We start from the raw sequence: 20,321 nt of genomic DNA, 5'->3' as shown, positions 1-20,321 counted from the left end.
GCCATTGCCAAACACTCTGAAGGAGCCTACCGGGCCCCTTCGGCGGCCGCGCGTTTCTTCTTGAATTCGACATACTCGGCCAGCGCGTTCTTCCAGTCTCGGAGAGAAAAACCGAAGGTTTTCTGAAAGAGGGACGTGTCGAGCACCGAAAAGGAAGGTCTCGTCGCCGCCCTCTTGACGCGCGCGCTATCACTGGGAACGACCCTGGCTCCGGAGCGCCCCCAGAGTTCGAGTATTCTCTTTGCGAAGTCGTACCACGAACAGCTCCCGGCGTTGCAGACGTGATAGATTCCATAGTCACTGCTCCCGACTATGGCCGACAGGGCCAAACACAAATCTCTCGTGAACGTCGGACATCCCACCTGGTCATTGACGACCTCGATGGTTTTCTCATCTTGCCCCAGCCTGATTATTGTGTCAACAAAGTTCCTCCCGTGAAGTCCGAACAGCCAGGAGGTGCGCACAATAACATGCTGTGACACGAGACGTTGCACAAACCGCTCGCCTTCGAGTTTCGAACTCCCGTAGACGTTCAGAGGACGAGGCGCATCGGTTTCACGATACGGCTTCGGCGATTCTCCGTCGAAGACGTAGTCCGTGCTCAAATAGACAAGCGCCGAGCCCGTTTCTCTGCAGGCGGCGGCTACATTGCGAGTCCCCTCGGCGTTGACACGAAAAACCTCTTCCTGCTTGCTTTCACTGCCGTCAACGTCGGTGTACGCCGCACAATGGATGACGACCTGCGGGGAAATCTTCTTTACGAGCGTTCCGGTTTCGGAGGCCAGCGATATATCGACGTCCTCTATGTCTACACCCGTGACCTCATGTTCGGCCGAGAGAATCTCACAGAGGTCGGTACCCAGCATTCCGCGCGCGCCCGTCACGAGTATCTTCAAGTGTGCCTCCTAAGCGGACGCCGCCCCGACCGCCTGCGTTGGAACTCTGTCTTGCACGACTCGCCCTGCATCACTCAGAGGACTTCTATGGCGCAGCTGTCACCTACCATGAACCTGAAGCAGCGAGGTTTGCACGAAGTGCGCATTATCACGGTGTCTCTTCCGATGAGGCTGCTCTCAATCCTGGGCTGGATCCCAATGATCTTGCTTCCGCTGAGCACTATGCTGTGCTCTATCTCACTGTCCACGACCTCCGCGTTGTCGTGGATCGAAGTGAACGGCCCCACGTATGAGTGTTCCACTTTGCAGTCCCTGCCGATTATGAGAGGCCCCCTGAGGATGCTCCGCTCCACTCTGGTGCCCTTGCCTATGACGACATTTCCCTCCAGCCTCGAATCGGCGGAGACGCTCCCTTCCACACTGGGACTGAGGTCCAGAAGAATCATCCTGTTCGCCTCGAGAAGATCTTCCAGTTTTCCCGTGTCCTTCCACCAGCCCGTTATTATGTGCGAGCGAACGTCAAAACGTTTGTCTATGAGATATTGGATGGCGTCGGTTATCTCCAGCTCGTTGCGCCGGGACGGGCGTATCTTGTCAACCGCGTCGAACACGCTTGAGTCAAACATGTACACGCCCACCAGGGCGTACTTGCTCGCCGGCACCTTGGGTTTTTCCTCGAGCCTTGTGACTCTTCCTCCCTCAAGTTCCGCCACACCGAAATCAGACGGATTGTCTACCTCGGCAAGAAGTATCATGCAATTTGGCCGTTCCTTGTTGAACTCATCTACGAGGGGTGTGATGCCCTGCTTGATGATATTGTCCCCCAGGAACATGACGAACGGCTCGCCGCCGATATAGCTCTTCGAGATTCTCACGGCGTGAGCAAGCCCGAGAGGAGCCTCTTGTTCGATGTATGTGACGTTGAGCCCGAAGGCCGACCCGTCGCCGACGGCCGCGCGGATTTCGTTCTTGGTATCACCCACCACGATCCCCACGTCTCTGATGCCGGCCTCCCTGATTGCCTCGATTCCGTAGAAAAGAATCGGCTTGTTCGCCACTGGAACGAGTTGCTTTGCACTGGTAAAAGTGATGGGGCGCAGCCGCGTCCCTTTACCTCCGCTAAGGATTAGACCCTTTATGGCAATCACCTCCAGCCATCTTTAAGAGGACCAACGGAGAACGTCGCAATAGAGCCGTGTAACGACGGACACATCAGCGCTCGAGAAAGTGGACGGCCGAGGAAATCTCTTCGAGCAAAGAGAGCTCTTTACATTCCTCGAGTGCGTTTCCCACCACCACAAACTTGGCCCCCGCACGAGCGAGTCTCCCTGCCTCTTCCGCGGTGCGGATGCCGCCGCCAACGACGACGGGAAGGGCCGTGGCGGAGCTGACGGCTTCCACCATCTCGTGGGGCACGGCATACCTCGCGCCGCTTCCGGCTTCCAGAAAGATCAATTTCATGCCCATGTACTTCCCGGCCAGGGCGTGGGCCACCGCAAGATCGATTTTCCCGCGAGGAAGGGGAAGGCTCTGCGTAACGAACTGAACCGACGTCAGCGGACCAGATTCCACGAGCAAGTAAGCCGTGGGGATCACCTCCAGCGACCACCGATGAATGAGCGGCGCGGCCTTGACGTGTTCACCCACGAGAAAGTCCGCGTTCCTGCACGTGAGCATGGACAGAAAGAGAATTGCGTCCGCCTCTCTCGAAATCTGGTAGGCGTTTCCCGGAAACAGAATAACCGGCAGACCTGCGGCTTTCTTTATCGAACTGATCAGCTCATCAAGCCGGCCCGAGAACGTCAGGCTTCCCCCAACCAGAAAGGCGTCGACGCCCGCTTGTGCGCAAGAATCGGCAAAGTCCGTCACTTTGTCGGGCGACACCCTGTCTGGGTCCACAAGCACTAAGAACTCGGATCCTTTCCGAGACGAAGCCGAGAGCAAACTCTCGAACACGGGTCGTGTCGCGCTATCCACTGTCGGTTGCCCCCTCTCCCCCAGGCCTATCCTCGAAGCTTTTCTATTATGAATTCCCTGCCTCTTGCGACCGCTCTTTCGAGGGACAGCGCATCGCGCACACCCGCGGTGGCCATGTGCGGCTTTCCGCCACCGCCTCCTCCGACGGCCCTCGCGGCTTCTCTGGCTATGTCTCCCGCCAGGATTCTCCCTTCCGAAAGCAGCGAATCTCCCACGAACGCAAGAAGGAATCCCTTTCCGTCGAGCTCGGTGGCGATGACGCCGGCGCCTTGCTTCAATCTTTCCCTCAAGAGGTCTCCTGCAGCGCGCATCATGTCCTGGCTCTTGATACTCACCCTCGCCACGACGACCTTCGCGCCGGACACTTCTTCCGCAGAAGAAACGAGTCTCTCCACTTCCTGCACCACTCCCGTCTTCTCATCCAGATCGGTCTTCTTTCGCAAGGTCTCCCTGTCCCTGATTAGGGCTGAGACGGCCGAAAGCAAGTCAGCTTGGCCGACTCCTACCAGCTCGCGGATACTCGATAGTGCGCGTCCTCTCTCGACTATCTGAGCACGGGCATCCTGACCTGTGACTGCCTCGATTCTTCTCGCGCCCGAGCCGATGGCGCTCTCAGACACAATCAAGAAATGACCGACTTGACCGGTCCTCTCCACGTGCGTTCCCCCGCAGAGTTCTTTCGAAGCTTCCCCGACGGCGACCAGTCGCACTTTCTTGCCGTACTTCTCCCCAAAGAGAGCCATGGCTCCGGTGCTCAGCGCCTCTTCGTACGACGAGATCTTGCAGCTCACAGGTATATCCTCGACCACGAGCCTGTTGGTCAGCTCTTCCACTTCCTCCAACTCCGAGCTGGAGGGAGCCTGGAAGTGAGTGTAGTCGAACCTTAGCCTGTCAGGCGCCACGAGCGAACCCGCCTGTCTGACGTGATCCCCGAGCACCTTCCGAAGAGCGCCGTGCAGAAGGTGAGTGGCGGTGTGGTTGCGCGCAACTGAGAGCCTTCTCTCGGCGTCGACGGTGGCGGTATAGGGCCCCCCCCCGACCGTTCCTCTCAGGAGCTTCCCCTCGTGGACGATGGCTTTGCCGGAAAAGAAGGCGCCGGTCACTTCGATGAGTGAATCACCTGAACTGAGTGAACCCCGGTCACTCACCTGCCCGCCCGCTTCGGCGTAGAAAGGCGTTCTGTCCAGTATCACCTGAATCGATTCCTTTCCCTCGGCCCACACGTGCCGAAACTTGCGGACGTTCACGGTCTCGCTGAGCTTGGCGTGGCCCACAAAACGAGAGTGCGCACCCGTACTGAGAGTCTCCCACGGTTTGGATCCCCCCGGAGAGCCCGTGCCCGAAATTTCAAAACCGCCAGAACCTACAAGATGAAAACGCGATTTCTCTTTTGCGGTGCGCCTCTGCCTTTCCATTTCTTCCTCGAAGCCAGAGGAGTCTATCTCGAGTCCCTTCTCTCGAGCCATTTCCTCGGTGAGATCGGGAGGGAAGCCGTACGTGTCGTAGAGAGTAAAAACGTCGCGGCCGGGGAATCTCTTCTCCCCCGACGCCTGGAGCTTGTCGGCAAGCTCTTCAAAACGAGAAATGCCGAGCTCGAGCGTCCTTTCGAATCTCTCCTCCTCCGACTTGGTCAGCCGAGCCACGTGTTCCCTCTTCTGAGAGAGCTCGGGATAGTAGTCTCGCATGACGTCGGTGACCACGCCGACCAATCGATAAAGCAAAGGTTTCTTGGCACCCAGCATTTTCATGCGCCGCGAGGCTCTTCTCAAGAGCCTTCGCAGCACGTAACCTCTGCCTTCGTTCGAAGGGACGATACCCTCTGCAAAACCGAAGGCGAGCGAACGCAAGTGATCGGCGACCACGTTCGCCGAAACGCCTTCTTCGGTTTCGCGGTTGATTCCGCGTTCAAGCAATTCCTCGATAGTGTCGACTAGAGGCTTGAGAAGATCGGTCTCAAACACGCTTCCTTTGCCCTGGACGATCATCGCAAGTCGCTCGAGCCCCATGCCGGTGTCTATACCGGTTTTCTTGAGACGACTCAGAGTGCCGTCCTCTTCCTTGTAGAACTGCGGAAAAACAAGATTCCAGAATTCAAGAAAGCGCTCGCATTCACACCCGGGTTTGCAGTCTTCACGACCGCACCACGTTCCGGGCAGAGCAGGTCGGTTCCGCCCCAAGTCTAGCTCGATGGCGGTGGGGAGCCCGGCCGCCGTCTTGTTGAACGAGGACTCGACCGGTCTCGGTTTCGCAAAGACATCTTCGCTCGCCCGCGCCTGACCCGCTACCTGGGGCAGCAGATCAATGTATATCTCCGAACACGGGCCGCAAACCCCGGTCCTTCCAACGGGTCCCCAGAAGTTATCTTTCTTCCCGAGCGACACAACCCTAGAATCTGGGAGACCTATCTTCTTCTCCCAGATTCCTCTCGCCTCGTCGTCTTCTTCGTAGACGGAAACCCATAGTCTGTCTTGGGGCAGACACAGGACGCGAGTGGCGAAATCCCAACCCCACGCGATTGCCTCTTCCTTGAAGTAGTCGCCAAAAGAAAAGTTGCCGAGCATCTCGAAGAACGTGTGATGCCTCACGGTCCTCCCGACGTTCTCGAGGTCGCTCAGCCTGAGACACTTCTGTATCGAGGCAGCGCGGGTAAAGGGCGGCGCGTCCGAGCTGTAATACTCCTTGAATTGCACCATGCCTGCGGCCGTGAAGAGAAGCGTAGGATCGCCGCTTGCGGTGAGAGGGGCACCGGGACAGATAACGTGAGCTTTCTCACGGAAAAATGAGAGGAACGTCTCCCGCAGTTCTTTGGAAGAAAGCTTCAAACGTCTTCTTCTCCTTCTCCCATGAGTTCAGAAATGATCGCAAGAGAAAAGCCCCGCCTGCCTAAGAAGGAGAAAAACTTCCTCCTTCGCTCGCGCTGCGGGAGCTTTTCGTAACGACGTGAGACCTTCGCGAAGACTCCCCTTGCTACGTCAACCTCGGGGACCGATTCCAGCGATTCCCGGATTGCGCCGTCGACGACTTCCGGTGAGACACCCTTCTTGATCAGTTCCGCTCTGAGAACCCTGTAACTCCTGGGCCTCAGCTTCAAGCTTGTTCGCAGGAAAGCACCCGCGTATTCGCTATCATTGATGAGTCCGACGGATTTGAGCCGTTCGGAGACCTTGGACACGACATTCTTCGAGAAACCTCTCGAGTCAAGCTCGTCCTGGATCTCCCGGTTGGTTCTCATTCGCCGGGTCAGGAGCCTCAAGGCCGCGTTTCTGGCTGCTTCAACTTGTGACTCTTCAGCATCGGAGGAAAAAAGGCTATTTTGCTGGGGCGTGCGACTTCTTCTCCTCTTCAACTTTTTCCTCTTTCTTTAGCCCCACGCTCTCCAGCACGGCCTTCAGTATTTTCCCGGTCAATTCGGGCTCTTGCTTCAGGTACAACCTGGCGTTCTCCCTTCCCTGGCCCATTCTCTCACCCTCGTAAGAGAACCAGACGCCGCTCTTGGCGATGATGTTCTTCTCGACGGCCAAGTCAATGAGCTCGCCTTCCTTAGAGATGCCCTCGTTGTACAGTATGTCAAACTCTGCTTCCCTGAAGGGTGGAGCCACCTTGTTCTTCACGACCTTCACGCGAGTGCGGTTTCCGATGATTCTCTCGCCTTCCTTTATCGACCCAATCCTTCTTATGTCGAGGCGAACGGAAGCGTAGAACTTGAGAGCCCTACCGCCCGCCGTGGTCTCCGGGTTTCCGAACATGACACCGATTTGCATTCTTATCTGATTCGTGAAGATCACGCACGTTTTCGACTTACTTATGGCGCCCGCGAGTTTCCTCAGAGCCTGCGACATGAGTCGCGCCTGAAGACCCACGTGCGTGTCTCCCATCTCCCCTTCAATCTCGGCCTTGGGCACGAGGGCCGCAACAGAGTCGATCGCCACGACGTCGACGGCGCCGCTGCGCACCAGATGCTCCGCAATCTCGAGGGCTTCCTCCCCGGTGTCGGGCTGAGCCACGTGCAGATTTTCGATGTCGACTCCAATTCTGTGAGCGTAAGCCGCGTCGAGGGCGTGTTCGGCGTCGATGAAAACGCCGTTGCCGCCTGCTCTCTGGGCGTTTGCAATGACGCTCAGAGTGAGCGTGGTCTTGCCGGACGCCTCCGGCCCGAATATCTCCACGACTCTGCCCCTGGGGAGTCCTCCCACACCCAAGGCAAGATCGAGGCCCAAGGAACCGGTGTGAATAATTTCAACAGGCACTCGAGCCGAGTCTTCGCCCAACTTCATTATGGCGCCCTTTCCAAATTGTCTCTCGATTTGCGATATCGCTATCTCAAGAGCTTTGATTTTTTCTTTGGATACGTTCTCTACCATTTCTTTCAGCTCCCCTCTTCCGGATGACTACGTTGCGTCGGATGCCTGTAACAGGATGCTTTCGAGCAGAAAAATCAACAGCTCCGGCTCATTCCACTCCTACCACCTCCACACCCCCGTTGCCTTCCGCTGCTGCTAGTCAGGTCTTCCCAGTTCTGCAACCGTGAGAGGGGAATAGATGGGCCCTCTCGGCGTGAGCTCGCTCTTTGTAAGCGAGAGCGCTTCTATCATAAACTCGCCCTCCGAGAAAGTCAACGCGCGAATGGCCTCCTCGAGCTCCGGACTTCTTCCCGGAATCCTTATGCGGCCTACGGTAAGATGCGGACTGAAGGGCTTGTCTGTCTGACCCAACCCCGCCTTGACAAACCTCTCTTCGAGAGCCGTGGCGACGTTGACAAGTCTCTCCCTGCCGTCGTCGACCCCCACCCATATCACCCTGGCGCGCGACGGAGAAGGGAACGCACCCACCGCTCCCAGACGCGCCCTGAAGGCGCCCTCACTCTGCGCAAATTCCCTCACGCACCGCGTCGCGGCCTCGACTTGTTCGTCCGTGAGATCGCCGAAGAACCTGAGCGTGAGGTGCATGTGTTCGTTCTCGACCCACTTGACGCCCGGACAAAGCTTCCTCAGTTTCTCAACCAGTTCGGAAAGCGCGACGATTGTCTCGCGAGGTGGGAATATGGCAGCAAACGTCCTTGTCAAAGCACGCCTCCTTGGCGACGGGCCTCTCCAGCCCACGTCCAGTGCGGCCTGCCCGAGACCGGAAACCCGGGATTAAGACCTGCTCACAACAGACTTCTTCTCACCATGTCCAGGGCAACGGCGGACGCGCGCCGCACTATGAGCGCTCTGTTGCCACCGAGACTAATTTCCCTGGCCTCGGCCTTGCGATCAGTCACGAGGCCGATGAAAACAAGCCCGACGGGTTTCTCGGCGGTGCCGCCTGACGGGCCCGCTATCCCCGTTGTGGAGACCCCCACGTCGGCAAGACCCCGCTCCCTCACGCCCCTGGCCATTTCAATGGCCACCTCGGAGCACACCGCTCCTTTCACGTCTATCAGACTTCCGGGAACGCCGAGCAGATTCACCTTCGCCTCGTTGCTGTACGCCGTGACACCGAGAGTGAAATACCGTGAGGCACCCGGCACACTTGTGACGAGCTCCGCGATCGTTCCCCCCGTCACGGATTCGGCGACCGCAAGCTTGAGTCCCTTTGAGGCCAGAAGCTCGCCGACGACTTCTTCCAGTCTTCTTCCCCCTTCGGCGTAGCAGTGCTCGCCGAGAATACCGGCCAGCTTTTCGCGTACCATTCGCTTCATGAGCGCCACTTGTTTGGCGTCGGCGCCCTTGAACGTGAAACAGAGGTCAACTCCATACTCGTGAGGTAGGTAGGAAACAGAGACTCCCTCGAGCGGCTCCTCGAGCGCAAGAATGTTTTCCGCTATAACCGATTCTACGAGTCCGGTCGTCCTCAAGACTATCTGTTCCGTCCCACGAAGCGTGCCGAGGCCGCTGAGATGGGGAACGATGAACTGCTCGACCATCGCCTCCGCCTCGAGAGGAACGCCCGGAATCACGAAAAGGGACTTGCCGTCCTCCTTCAGGAGAAAGCCGGGGGCCGTGCCCACCTTGTTGTCTATGATCTCTGTACCTTTGGGAAAGAGGGCCTGTCGCTCGTTGATGCTGGGCATGTCGACGCCCCTCATCTTGAACCTGGCCCTGATGGTCTCGAGGACGGAATCGTTGAGAAACAGCGCTCTTCCGAAAACGGTCGACACCACCTTTCTTGTGATGTCGTCCGGCGTAGGACCGAGCCCGCCGGTCACGATTATCGCGTCGGCTCTCTTGAGCGCAATCTTCAACGCTTCGGCCATCGTCTCGGGCTCATCGCCGACGCTCGTGTGCCAGAGCACGCGGGCCCCGATGGTCGTGAGCTTTCTGGCGATAAAACGAAAGTTGGTGTCCAGCACGCTGCCCGAGACTATCTCGCTGCCGACGGTGATCACTTCTAATTTCAATTCACCCTCCGCCTCCTCGCGGGAGGCCGCGTCCTCTCATAGAGACGTGATTCGCGCGGTGACTCGCCCTCTTGGCGCGATCGTCCGGGCCGCACGCGTTCACATGCCCCTGGCGGCCAGACAAATTCGTATCAGGACGTTCGTGTAGATTCCCGCGAACACGTCGTCGGCCGTCACGCCCCAACCGCCGGGAAGCCTCTGGAGTCTGTTCGCTGGAAAGGGCTTAAGCACGTCAAACACTCTGAAGGCCAGAAAGCTCGCCAGAAAAAACGGCCAGGATTTCGGAATGAAACACAGACTGACGAACATTCCGGCGACCTCGTCTATGACGATGCGCCTTCCGTCCTTGCCGTACTTCTCCTCGGCCTTCCCGCTCGTGACTATCGCAAGAAGAATGAGCGCGGCAGTCACAATGACCGCGATCCCGCGCGACGGCGGCATGAGAAACCAGTACGCCAGCGCGCCGAGCGCCGCTCCGAAAGTGGCGGGAACAATCGGCGCGTAGCCCACGTAGAACGCAGTCGCAATTATTTCGGCCATCTTCTTCATTGAATCGTCCTCACAACCAGCTTACAAATCGCCTTGAGCGTGTCGGGTACTCCGACGCCCCTGCACGCGATGGCTTCGTACGAGGGAGAGCGCGGCGCGTTGAACGCCTCCTCGAGCATCTGCATGCTGAGGGCAGAGGGCGCGTCTCTCTTGTTGTACTGGAAAACAAGCGGAATCTTGTCAGCGTCAATCTCGTTCTCGACGAGGTTCAGATACAAGTCCCTGAGGCTCTCCAGACCCACCTCGAGTCTTTCCCTCTGAGAATCTGCCACGAAAACCACGCCGTCGGCTCCCCTGAGTACGAGCTTCCTGTTGGGCCGGTAGTAGATCTGTCCGGGTACGGTGTAGAGATGAAACCTGACTTTGAAACCCCCGATGTTGCCCACGTCAATTGGCAGGAAGTCGAAGAAGAGAGTTCTGTCCCCTTCGGTCGCCAAGGAGACGAGATTGCCCCGGCGTGTAGAGGGAACGGACGAGTAGACATGCCTGAGATTGGTGGTCTTACCGCCTAGCCCAGGCCCGTAGTAGACAACCTTGCAGTTGATCTCTCTGGAAGGATAGCTTATTAGAGACACTCAACGATCTGAACCGCTTTGGGGACCAGGAACACTCTAAGTATCGGAAGAATCGCCGAACAATCTGTCGATCTGCTGATCGGCTTGGGCAGCGAAATCTGCCCCGATACTCACCCTTTCAAGGTCGCGCTCGGAGCGACTCAACTTACCGTAAACGCGGGTGAAAACCTGTGCCAGCTCGCCCGCCGCTCTCTCGGCCTTCAACCTCACGAGACCCAGAGTGGTCCTGCGGTCGAACAGCAAGACCAGCATGACCTTGTCGTCGATGGAGCACTGATAGATGCCGCACTCTCTGCCCTGGTGAGCCTGGCTCCTGAAGTTTCTCTCTCCAAGCATCGAGGCCAACGCCCTGCCCGCGGCAAGGTCCGCCGCCGAAAGAGAGGCGAAGGATTCCGTGTCAAAAGAGGGCGGCTCACCAACGTTGGCGATCAAGCGACCTTCGCAGTCAATGAGCATGGCGCTTTTGGAATAAGAGCTTTCGACGAGAGTGTAGAGGACATCATTCAAGGCCCAGAACTCTTCCTCGAACAACGCCCAGTTCTTGCCCGCCATCTGAACCCCTCCTTCCGGTGCACGCGCTCTGACGCGCAGTGCCGGTACTGGCTATTGGGAGGCCTCTTTGGGCTGCTTGCCCGGCTTGGCGGGTTTCTCGCTTATTGCCAGAAGGTGTTCCCACTTTCTGTCAACTTCCCGCTGGGCCTTCTCGAGTAGCCCCTCCCCACCAGGCTCGTGCAAGTGCCGAAACCGCCCCTGGCGTTTTGTCCATTCGCCAAGAGGCTTTTTCTGAGAGGGAACATACGTAAGCCTGTAATTCCCCTCCACCACTTCATACAGCGGCCAGAAACACGTGTCAACAGCTAGTTTTCCGATTTCTATTGTCTCGTCGGTGGGGTACTTCCAGCCGAGCACGCAAGGAGAGAGAACGTTGATGAACGACGGACCGTTCGCAGAAAGGGCCTTTTCCACCTTGGCCGTGAGATCCTTCCAGAAAGATCCACAGGCCTGCGCGACGTAGGGAATGTTGTGCGCCGTGATTATCGCGGCAAGGTCTTTCTGGAATTGGGGCTTGCCTTTGCCGACGCATCCGACGGGGCAAGTCGTCGTGTCGGCTGCAAAGGGAGTGGCGCTCGAACGCTGGTTGCCGGTGTTCATGTAGGCCTCGTTGTCGTAGCAGATGTAAAGCATCTTGTGACCGCGTTCCATGGCCCCGCTCAAGGATTGAAGCCCTATGTCGTACGTGCCGCCGTCTCCGCCGAAGCCTATGAACTTTGTGTCTTCCTTTATCTTTCCTTGCTTCCTCAGACTCCTGTACGCCGTCTCGACGCCGCTTATCGTCGCGGCGGAGTTTTCAAAGGCGCTGTGGATGAACGGGACCCGCCAGGCAGTGTACGGAAAGATCGTCGTGGTCACCTCGAGGCACCCGGTTGCGCAGCTCACGACCACGTTCTTCCCGGCGACGAGCAGCACCTGCCTCACTATGGACGTCATGGCGCAGCCCGCGCAGGCCCGGTGCCCTCCGCTCAGCAAGTCTTCGCGTGAAGCCAGTTCCTTGAGTGATGCCATTTGAATCTCAGCTCCTTGTCGTCTTCTTTGTAATTTCGTCTTTTGGGGAGCTTATCGCTCTCCATCCGATTCTCTCCGGTCGTCGCTATTCCCTCACGTTCAGAAAACGAATCTCCTCGGGTCGCTTCCCACTGAGAACCACCTGTTCCATCTCCGAGTAGAGCCCTCTAATCTCTTCGAAGGTGGTGTCCCTTCCGCCGAGGCCATAGATGTAATTGACGATGGGAATGTCCATTCCCGTTCCGTAACAGGCCGAACGAATCTCGGAGAAAACAGGACCTCCGTACCCTCCGAATGAATGGGACCTGTCCATCACGGCCAGGGCCTTCAGGTTCTTCAAGGCCTGCGCGATCTCTTTCCTGGGGAAGGGACGGAACACTCTGAGCTTGATTAGCCCCACCTTCTTGCCCTTCTCCCTGAGCTCGTCAACGACGCCCCTCGCCGTGCCGACCGCAGAACCAAGAGCAACGACGGCGACCTCCGCGTCTTCCATCTTGTAAGGCTCAAAATAATCGAAACGCCTTCCCGAGAGCGCCTCGTATTCTTTTCCAACGCTCCGCACTATGGCGTGCGCCTTCTCGAGTCCCTCTATCTGGCCTCTCTTGTGCTCGAAGTAGAAATCGTGGAAATCAAGCGGCCCCCACGTGATGGGATTCTTCGTGTCGAGGAGCGGATACTTCGGCGCAAAATCACCCACGAACTTTTTCACTTGCTCGTCGTCAAGGATTTCCACGCGCTCCAGCGTGTGACTGATGATGAAGCCGTCGAGCGTCACCATGACCGGCGAGAAGACGTCACGATGCTCCGCGATCTTCAGAGCCTGAAGCGTGTTGTCGTACGCTTCCTGCGAGTTCTCGGAAAAGAGGTGAATCCAACCTGCGTCCCTCGCACCCATGGAATCGCTGTGATCGCAGTGGATGTTTATGGGACCGCTCAGGGCTCGATTCACCACCGCCATGACGATCGGGCAGCGAAGCGACGCCGCGATGTAAAGCATTTCCCACATGAATGCAAGGCCGTTGGCCGAGGTGGCAGTCATCACTCTTGCTCCGGCGGCGGAAGCGCCGATACAGGCGCTCATCGCGCTGTGCTCCGACTCAGCAAGAACAAGCTCCGTCTTGACGAGCCCGTCCGAGACAAACTGGGCGAACTTTTCCATAAGCTCTGTCGCCGGAGTAATGGGATAGGCCGCACACACGTCAGGGTTTATCTGCCTCATGGCCTCAGCTACAGCATCATTCCCGGTCAATCCAACTACCTTCACCTATATCCTCCTATCAGGCCAGCTCACATTGGCTTTCGAGCTGCATCGTGATTGCCTTGTCCTTGAGCGGACATTCGCGCGCGCAGATCCCGCAGCCTTTGCAGTGAGCGAGGTCGATTCCTGTGACCTTGCCGTCCTTAACAATAATGCTCGTGTCGGGGCAGAACATCCAGCACAAGAGACAACTCGTGCACTTGTTCTTGTCCAGTATGGGCCGGTTGACTCTCCAGGAGCCGGTCTCGTAGTTTTCCGCGTTACCAGCCTTGTCAATCACCCCGCCGATCGGCAGACCTCTCCAACCGGGTAGTTTTTCGCTCATTCGCCCTTCACCTCCGCGTAAGCTCTACGGACCGCCTTGACGTTCTTCTCCGCGACCTCAGCACCGAACTTCTTCTGGAAAATCTTCTGGATTTCCTTGACCACCGTTTCAAGCTTGAGAACGCCGGAGACCTTGCAGACGGCACCCATCATCGCCGTGTTTGGGATCGGACGCCCGATCTCCGCGCGAGCGACGTTCGAAGCGTCAACTACGAACAGCTTCCGCCCCTTGAGCTTCAGGCGGGACCTCATGAGCGCCGGATCACAAGACGTGTTCACCACGCAGATTCCGTCCTCCTTGAGCCCTCCGCAGACGTCCACCCTACCGATGAGCGTCTCGTCCAGCACGATAACGATGTCCGGCTCCGTGATGGGACAATGCAGGTCGATCCTCTCATCGCTTATCCTGTTGTATCCTCTCACGGGCGCGCCACTTCTCTCGGGGCCGTAATCGGGAAAACCCTGGCTCCACTTGCCTTCTTCAAGCGCACACTCCGCAAGAAGAAAGGACGCCACTTTGGCGCCCTGGCCTCCCCTTCCGTGCCACCTGATCTGGGTAATCGGTTTCATGAAGACTCCTTATCTAAATCCAAAGAGCATACTGTGTCAGAATGACTAGCCTGATACTTTAGCACCGAGTCCACGGGTCGTCAAGGCAAATGCAGGTGGGGGGATGCTTCCGGCGTGTCGGACCCCGCCAGCCGTCGAAGGCCCTGGTGGATGGCATGATTAGCAGCGACTCATCTCCAGACCTCGATCTCCTCAAATCCCACAAGGTATTTCTTGAAGAATCTCAGTAACCGGGTTCTTGCGGACAGAGGAATGAGTACGCAGCCCCTTGACAGCCTTCGTCCACCTATCTCCTCCAAGAGGCCCCCATACTTGTACCTGCCCCTGCTCCTCTCATACATTTCCCTGTTGAATCTTGCCTTTGTCTTCTGGTCCAAGCGTGTAAGCTCAAACACCAGTATCGAGAACGGCTTGAGTCCGAGAAGAGCCTTCACAGGAATCTCCATGGGTTCTCTCAGATAAACAACTCTCCCTTCCTCGAAGATATTCTTGAGCAGCCCGCTGTCAGTTTTTCCAAGCTCTGATTCGGTCCTGACCGTAGGCTGGACTCGCCTGTCCAAGTCGAGCCCAGCAACTACTTTCAGAACAGCGTGGCGGGCCCCGGCTTTGTCAGTAATGATAAGCAGGTCTAGGTCAGATTTCGGTCCAAAGTCTCCTCTTGCAAAACTACCGTAGAGAATCACGGACTTGACTCCGCCGATCGGAGCCAGACACCCAACTAGTTTCTTAAGGTTTCGCTTTTGGTTCAATCTTCTCACCAAACCTCCCCCACCTTTGTCCCCAAGTCACCCACTACCGTGTGTTGCCCATTCCGATACGCAGTGACCAGAACGTCCAGTTTCTCGGTCGCGATATCGAGATGCTTTCTGAAACTCCCCACACAACCTCCCGTGTATTCGTTACTATAACGAAAATGACCAAGTTTCGGCGCCTTTTCGTTATTATAACGAAAGCTGACTCTTCGTCAAGAGAAGTCTCGGGATGATAGCTTGTAGAGCGGGCCGTGGGAACTGTCGGTGGCTGGTTCGTCGTAGCTCAATGGCAGAACGTCCGGCCATTAACCGGAGGGTTGCAGGTTCGAGTCCTACTCGGGGAGTCTGGGCCAAGTTCAGAGTTTATCTGCAGAGGAGATTGGGTAAGTCGGTCCTTTTCATTTCCGTTGTTGAGTTTCACAAGTCTGGCATACCTCATTTGCACATTCTCATCCAATGCTACATTCCCCAGGCGTGGATCTCTGAGAATTGGGAAGCTCTGGGCGGCGGGCGTATCGTCCACATCGAAGCGATCAGGGACCTACACAGGATAAGCTACTACCTCTCGAAGTACCTTGCTAAGGATGTTATCTTGTCTGCTCCTTGGGGAACCAGGCGATATAGCACCTCAAGAGATATTCTGCTGTTTGAAAAGCGAACCGCTTCGGGGTGGTGGCTAATCAAATGTGGCATTTCGCTTCTACACGCCGCAGCTTGTGGAGACGCGTTTGCCGAGCAGTATGATTATGATGGATTGCTACGATCCTTCGCAAGTGCGAGCGATCTTGAAAGACTGATAGCGGTCATTTGAGGTGATTCTATTGGACAACGTAACGTTGGATAATGACCAAGAGAAGAATTCGTATTTCCCCTGTCCCGTCTGTGGAGAAATGCTCTTGGTAGAGATAACAAAGAATCAAAAACCCTATTGCACGTGTAATGAATGCGGAATTCAATTATTCATACGGGGAAAGTCCGGAATACAGAGATTCAAGCAACTACTTGGAAAAATGGAAGTTCGGGGCGGCTGCAAAGATTTGGTTAGGAATCTTGATTATTTTGAATATTTGAAAAATAGACTAGATCAGATTCAGATGGAAAAGCCGTTTTGGGGAACTGACAAGGACCTGGAATTCCAGGAGCAGATCGTCAGGAGGCAACTGGCGCGGCTTAGGGGACATATGAAGGCAAATACTGAGTGAGGAGCGACGTTGGAGGGTAAGGCTCTCAGTCCTGCGATGTCTGGCCAAACGCTCGGGCGCGGCGAGAAATTCTTCCTCCAAAGACCCATTTGTGTTTCACTTTGCCGGCGTGCAATCGCTAGGACTTGCGCTTGCTCCACGTTCTTCATATCTTGGCAGCAAACGTCTTACTACAAATTTGAGATAAGGAGTGTTTAGACCTTGAGAGAGTACCAGGCTACCATCATCCGTAAGAGGTCGTTCTCAATCAAGGGAGCGAAGCGGAACCGGTGTCTTATAGCTGCTTCCAGAGCCTTGAGGACAACATCCTTTCTCCTTCCACAAGTCAGCGAATCCAGCGTAGCCACAACCAAACTGTCCCTTCGCATACCAAAGATGGGCTGTTGCCACAGCAGGTAGAAGAATTCTGCGGCCACTTTGACAATGGATCTCAGTTCCATTTCTGGCTTGGTCAGAGTGTCAGCTACATCGAGAAAAGGATGGCCGGTGGCCCATCCGGACTTGCGAGCAGCGTCAAGCAACACCGCTTCGTTGATGGTCGTATGCCGAAAACGCAGCTGAATAAGCCGGATTACTAAGCCGCTGTATTCCTCCTGGGAAATGAGTTTCTCGTTCAGTGCATGCAGTGCCACCACTTGGGTCCAGAAACCAGAAACACCAAATTCCTTGCTAGCGATGAGTCGAGTTACCAAATCATCCGAATAAAGAGGAACTTTGTTTTCCCGGCTAATCACAAATGCTTCGAGAAACGATTCTCCTATTGTTTCCTCAGAGAGTTCTGGCCTTTCGACTCTCAACTTCGGCAAACTGGGGCAGAGAGCTAGACGGCAGTTGGCTATAACCCAATTCTTCATCGTTTCCAGGAACTGAATGTTCTTTCTCACTTCCTCGGCCGTAACCTCGCGGCGTCGGAAACCGTCCTTGTCCTTCCAAATTCTCATGAATCCCGACTCAGTGGCCCCTTTGTGTTCGGAAATCGCATCACGAAGCAAATCAATTGTCGATTGGCCAACGAGGAGCTGGTCAAAAACCTTCTTTAGTAGATCCAATTTCTGCAGCTGCGCACACGTATAAATTGCTGTGACATCTACCACGACGGTTCTGCTATTTCTGATCAAATCCAACGCAGATTCTCTTTCCTCGGCGGTTCCGGAACAGTTCCGAACTTCGCTGGTATTTGACAGACCACTCAAGACTTCGACCGGGTTCTGATCTAGCAAGTTCGCAAAAGTCCCTAGAGGTATCTGAGTATTTAAGTAGAGCTTCTCAATTCCAGAAATCCGGTCGTCGCGTTTTCCAATGACTTCGAGCATTCTTTCGATGTCTTTCTTCTCTTCTCCAATTGTGACGGGCACCCTCTCCAAGCCGGGAGTGTCGGGAAACACGTGTGGGAATATTTCGAAGGTTTCGTGGAGGGCATGAACATACTTACTCTTCAGGCCACCGATCTTGACTTTTGTCTCAGCCAGGGCATGTTTCCGGGTCACCACTTCATCGTCAATATGTTTGCCCAAGAGTCTCTGAGCCAACGGATTATTCAAGTCGAGCTCATTTCTCGCCACTTCTGCATTCTGACGATTCTCGATGACATACCATTCCTTCGACCCGTTATCATCCACCTGGACCGCCGTATTCTCTCCTACTTCCCTCGGTGAGAGCTTCTCTCGGTCGAGCTTCTTCTCGCAGGTGAAAAAAAGGCCCACATATTTCAAGTGCGCTTCTGGATCTTCATAGTACTTGCGTCGCAGTTCATAACCCAAATCGAGCGCTTTCTCCGGCATCTCTTGCTCTAGATAGAGTGCGACTAGCTGCAACCCGGCGTCCAAAGGGAGCGATTTCAGATCCACCGGGGACTTCAAGAAGGCGTCCAGTTTCTCCCGCTCTCCCAGCCGATACAAAGTTGCCGCCCAACGAATCCGTATCTTTATGTCGTTTGGGTTCCGGCTCAAGTATGCTTCTTCGACCCGAACTGCTTCGCTAAGGTCTCTGATTTCCTCAAGAATCGCTATGTGGATTTGGGTAACGAACCTGCTTTTTTTCGCCTCTGGTATCGAGCGGCAGGCGGCCAAGCCCTTTGCAACTTCTCCGGCCCGGTAGTAGGAGTACAGAAGCTGATTGGTGAGAGGAGTCTCGAGCTTGGCATCCACGACTTTCTCCAGAAGTGGCCAGGTCTTCGTATATTGTTCACGAACATAAAGCTCGTTAGCAAGCTCGACCCGGTGGCTAAACGGCGTTTTCTCGGAAACGTACGTGAATGCCTCGTCCAGAAGACGGTTAGCGGCAACCTCGTCTCCTGTTGCTTTTTCGACTCGTGCGGCTTCAACTAGATTAAGAATGTTCCCCGGATAGGAAGCGCGCATGGCCGCCAAAGTCGCGCGGGCTTTATCATAATCCCCTAGGGCAAGATAAATTTCGATAAGAAGATGCTGTTTCCCCTCTCGCAATGCATCGGGAATGATCTTGAAAGGCGACTCCTCTAGAATCTTTACAGCTTCCTCGTCTTGACCTTTTTCATGCAGAATTCCTGCAAGAATAATGGAGATCTCCGGGGTGGCGGGATCACAGATTATCCGGCGAAAGATGCTGACCGCCGAGTCAACATCACCTCGTTCATAGAGAATGATCGCCTTATGTTTCAGGAACCTGGCGTCCGAGCGGTCAAGACTGAGTGCCGATTCGATGTCGGACAAAGCAAGATCGAATTCCCCTAACAGGCGATGGGCCGAGCCGCGGTTCACGAACCAGCTTGATCTGAATTTGATGGTTTCCGTTTCTCTAACTGCTTCAATTGCCTGGTTCAATAGCGTTATAATTCGCTGGATTTTCTCTCCGTCTGCCGCAGTTACCTGAATCCTGCTGATCACCTCAAGTTTATGAGAAATGGCTTGAAGAAGACTTCCTGCAAGGTCTGCCCACAGATCGGGTTGGGGGATGTCCTTATTCGCAGCTTCGAGTGCTAGTTCTAACCAGCGGGCAGATTCTTCCGGCTTGCCCCGTGAGGCCGCGGCATAGCCCAGGGCGGATGTAATCTCTTCGGTCTGCCTCATCCACTCGGGAATCTTCTGGATGATTTGGTCAAGACTTTCCTCCGAAGGAGCGCAGTGAACGAGAATTCCGTAGGCCCGCCGACTGGCAGGATTTCTCTTCAATACCTGGTCTATCCATTCCCGAGCATCTTCGTTCTGTCCCAAGAGGGCGTGGCCCAGCGCACGGTTGCACAGAGCTTTTTCATCATCAGGGTTGTATTGATGCGCCGCTATGAGAAGCTCTCCAGCTCCCCGCTTGTCTCCGATCAGGCCTTTCGCAGCTGCCTTGTTGGTGAGCAAGCGATACCTCACTATCTTATCCGCGTCCGCGCGAATGCGCTTCCCTAGGTCCTCTAGAAACTCCAATGCTGACTTGGGCCTGAATTCATCTATCAGCTTCTTGGCAAGATCCAGTTCTGCGTTGAATTCTGCTGTTACAGAAGCATCCGTCTGGAGTGTTTTTAGTACGCCTGGGGAAGCGTCTTGTATGGGAACGATGGTCTGCGGCATTTCTGAGATTGCCTTGGTCATGTCTTCCATTCGATCCAAGACGATCTGCTTCAAGTCGTCAACCGCAGCTTTGTTGACGTTGGGCGGATTAAGGAAACCGAAATACTTGTCCGCGACCTCTCGATGGCTTCCCAGAAGGTCCACAATGTGGTTCCATGAGGCCACAGAAACGGTGAACCATCCGGAGGCCTTGTGCTTTTGGGTTATGTCCCGGGCCACCCTTTGAAGTTTGACATCTCGCTTACCTGTATAGGCGACAACAAATTTATCTAGGCGAGGTTTGAATTTCTTCGCCGCATTGACTATTTTCCGAAGCTCCTTCTCTGTGAGAGAACTGTCGGCATAAGCATCCTTGCGTTTGCACTGGATGCCTCCGAATTTCCTATCGGGCCTCGATTCACCGTACACATCAACGCCGGCCTGTGGTTGGCCTTGTCGGCCGTGACGCTCAAGTTCTGGATTCTTCCATAGGTCCGCCCACAGATCCCTACAGAACCGCTCGAATTTTTCCCAATCGGAGATCGGAAGAATCTGGAATTGGCCCAAATCACACGGGGGGGCGGGGACTGTTTTTTTGTGACCGAGGTTCTTGCTGATAGAGCTCATATTTGGACTATAGCTCTGATTCGGCTGTTTCTTCAAGCTGAACTTCTGACACACAGAGCCGGGGTGACCTTGGCGGTACGACTGATTCTGCGCTATTCCCTCGAAGTTCCTTTGATTAAGGCTGCCACGAAGCT

20 protein-coding genes are annotated in these 20,321 nt (G+C 55.5%); 2 read left to right on the top strand and 18 right to left on the bottom strand.

Annotated features, from left to right (window positions below; all coding sequences use genetic code 11):
• Nucleotides 1–26: 26 nt before the first annotated feature.
• From rfbD to NTX17_03015, 17 genes are all read right to left on the bottom strand, one after another.
• On the bottom strand, nucleotides 27–896 hold the full coding sequence (gene rfbD / locus NTX17_03095) for a dTDP-4-dehydrorhamnose reductase (protein MCX5800354.1): 870 nt from the start codon (nucleotides 894–896) through the stop codon (nucleotides 27–29).
• Between the two features lie 74 nt (nucleotides 897–970).
• Complete coding sequence (locus NTX17_03090; GenBank protein ID MCX5800353.1) at nucleotides 971–2,035, bottom strand: glucose-1-phosphate thymidylyltransferase; 1,065 nt, start codon at nucleotides 2,033–2,035, stop codon at nucleotides 971–973.
• Between the two features lie 73 nt (nucleotides 2,036–2,108).
• A complete protein-coding gene (locus NTX17_03085; GenBank protein ID MCX5800352.1) occupies nucleotides 2,109–2,873 on the bottom strand; it encodes a geranylgeranylglyceryl/heptaprenylglyceryl phosphate synthase in 765 nt (254 codons plus the stop codon).
• A 26-nt stretch (nucleotides 2,874–2,899) separates the two neighbouring features.
• A complete protein-coding gene (alaS, locus tag NTX17_03080) occupies nucleotides 2,900–5,695 on the bottom strand; it encodes an alanine--tRNA ligase (GenBank protein MCX5800351.1) in 2,796 nt (931 codons plus the stop codon).
• On the bottom strand, nucleotides 5,692–6,219 hold the full coding sequence (locus NTX17_03075) for a regulatory protein RecX (protein ID MCX5800350.1): 528 nt from the start codon (nucleotides 6,217–6,219) through the stop codon (nucleotides 5,692–5,694). The genes alaS and NTX17_03075 overlap by 4 nt, the downstream gene beginning before the upstream one ends.
• The gene (gene recA, locus NTX17_03070; GenBank protein MCX5800349.1) at nucleotides 6,182–7,234 is read right to left on the bottom strand and encodes a recombinase RecA; all 1,053 of its coding nucleotides are present in this window, start codon (nucleotides 7,232–7,234) and stop codon (nucleotides 6,182–6,184) included. The genes NTX17_03075 and recA overlap by 38 nt, the downstream gene beginning before the upstream one ends.
• A gap of 135 nt (nucleotides 7,235–7,369) precedes the next feature.
• On the bottom strand, nucleotides 7,370–7,936 hold the full coding sequence (gene thpR, locus NTX17_03065) for an RNA 2',3'-cyclic phosphodiesterase (GenBank protein MCX5800348.1): 567 nt from the start codon (nucleotides 7,934–7,936) through the stop codon (nucleotides 7,370–7,372).
• 83 nt (nucleotides 7,937–8,019) lie between these two features.
• Entirely contained in the window at nucleotides 8,020–9,252 is a 1,233-nt protein-coding gene (locus NTX17_03060) for a competence/damage-inducible protein A (GenBank protein MCX5800347.1), read from the bottom strand.
• A 99-nt stretch (nucleotides 9,253–9,351) separates the two neighbouring features.
• Nucleotides 9,352–9,801 (bottom strand): phosphatidylglycerophosphatase A, encoded by a 450-nt coding sequence (locus NTX17_03055; GenBank protein MCX5800346.1) that lies wholly within the window; start codon nucleotides 9,799–9,801, stop codon nucleotides 9,352–9,354.
• Complete coding sequence (locus NTX17_03050) at nucleotides 9,798–10,376, bottom strand: ADP-ribosylation factor-like protein (protein MCX5800345.1); 579 nt, start codon at nucleotides 10,374–10,376, stop codon at nucleotides 9,798–9,800. The genes NTX17_03055 and NTX17_03050 overlap by 4 nt, the downstream gene beginning before the upstream one ends.
• 36 nt (nucleotides 10,377–10,412) lie before the next feature.
• On the bottom strand, nucleotides 10,413–10,928 hold the full coding sequence (locus NTX17_03045) for a roadblock/LC7 domain-containing protein (GenBank protein ID MCX5800344.1): 516 nt from the start codon (nucleotides 10,926–10,928) through the stop codon (nucleotides 10,413–10,415).
• A 51-nt stretch (nucleotides 10,929–10,979) separates the two neighbouring features.
• The gene (locus NTX17_03040; GenBank protein MCX5800343.1) at nucleotides 10,980–11,939 is read right to left on the bottom strand and encodes a thiamine pyrophosphate-dependent enzyme; all 960 of its coding nucleotides are present in this window, start codon (nucleotides 11,937–11,939) and stop codon (nucleotides 10,980–10,982) included.
• Nucleotides 11,940–12,024: 85 nt separating this feature from the next.
• Entirely contained in the window at nucleotides 12,025–13,158 is a 1,134-nt protein-coding gene (porA, locus tag NTX17_03035) for a pyruvate ferredoxin oxidoreductase (GenBank protein ID MCX5800342.1), read from the bottom strand.
• A gap of 58 nt (nucleotides 13,159–13,216) precedes the next feature.
• On the bottom strand, nucleotides 13,217–13,522 hold the full coding sequence (locus NTX17_03030; protein MCX5800341.1) for a 4Fe-4S binding protein: 306 nt from the start codon (nucleotides 13,520–13,522) through the stop codon (nucleotides 13,217–13,219).
• Nucleotides 13,519–14,091: a 2-oxoacid:acceptor oxidoreductase family protein gene (locus NTX17_03025; protein MCX5800340.1), complete on the bottom strand. Its 573-nt coding sequence runs from the start codon at nucleotides 14,089–14,091 to the stop codon at nucleotides 13,519–13,521. The genes NTX17_03030 and NTX17_03025 overlap by 4 nt, the downstream gene beginning before the upstream one ends.
• 170 nt (nucleotides 14,092–14,261) lie before the next feature.
• Nucleotides 14,262–14,849: a nucleotidyltransferase domain-containing protein gene (locus tag NTX17_03020; GenBank protein MCX5800339.1), complete on the bottom strand. Its 588-nt coding sequence runs from the start codon at nucleotides 14,847–14,849 to the stop codon at nucleotides 14,262–14,264.
• The gene (locus tag NTX17_03015) at nucleotides 14,846–14,971 is read right to left on the bottom strand and encodes a hypothetical protein (protein ID MCX5800338.1); all 126 of its coding nucleotides are present in this window, start codon (nucleotides 14,969–14,971) and stop codon (nucleotides 14,846–14,848) included. The genes NTX17_03020 and NTX17_03015 overlap by 4 nt, the downstream gene beginning before the upstream one ends.
• A 251-nt stretch (nucleotides 14,972–15,222) precedes the next feature.
• Between NTX17_03015 and NTX17_03010 the strand changes: the two genes are divergently transcribed.
• Nucleotides 15,223–15,654 carry a hypothetical protein gene (locus tag NTX17_03010; protein MCX5800337.1) on the top strand — a complete coding sequence of 144 codons (432 nt, stop codon included), beginning with the start codon at nucleotides 15,223–15,225 and terminating at the stop codon, nucleotides 15,652–15,654.
• 10 nt (nucleotides 15,655–15,664) lie between these two features.
• Nucleotides 15,665–16,045 carry a hypothetical protein gene (locus tag NTX17_03005; GenBank protein ID MCX5800336.1) on the top strand — a complete coding sequence of 127 codons (381 nt, stop codon included), beginning with the start codon at nucleotides 15,665–15,667 and terminating at the stop codon, nucleotides 16,043–16,045.
• 194 nt (nucleotides 16,046–16,239) lie between these two features.
• Here NTX17_03005 and NTX17_03000 read toward each other — a convergent pair whose 3' ends face one another.
• Nucleotides 16,240–20,223 (bottom strand): hypothetical protein, encoded by a 3,984-nt coding sequence (locus NTX17_03000; GenBank protein MCX5800335.1) that lies wholly within the window; start codon nucleotides 20,221–20,223, stop codon nucleotides 16,240–16,242.
• Nucleotides 20,224–20,321: the final 98 nt, after the last annotated feature.

The organism is Candidatus Eisenbacteria bacterium, from assembly GCA_026388185.1.
In the GTDB taxonomy this organism is placed as follows: Bacteria; Eisenbacteria; RBG-16-71-46; order JAFGJU01; family JAFGJU01; genus JAPLKG01.
This window is presented reverse-complemented; position numbering and strand designations above follow the sequence as displayed.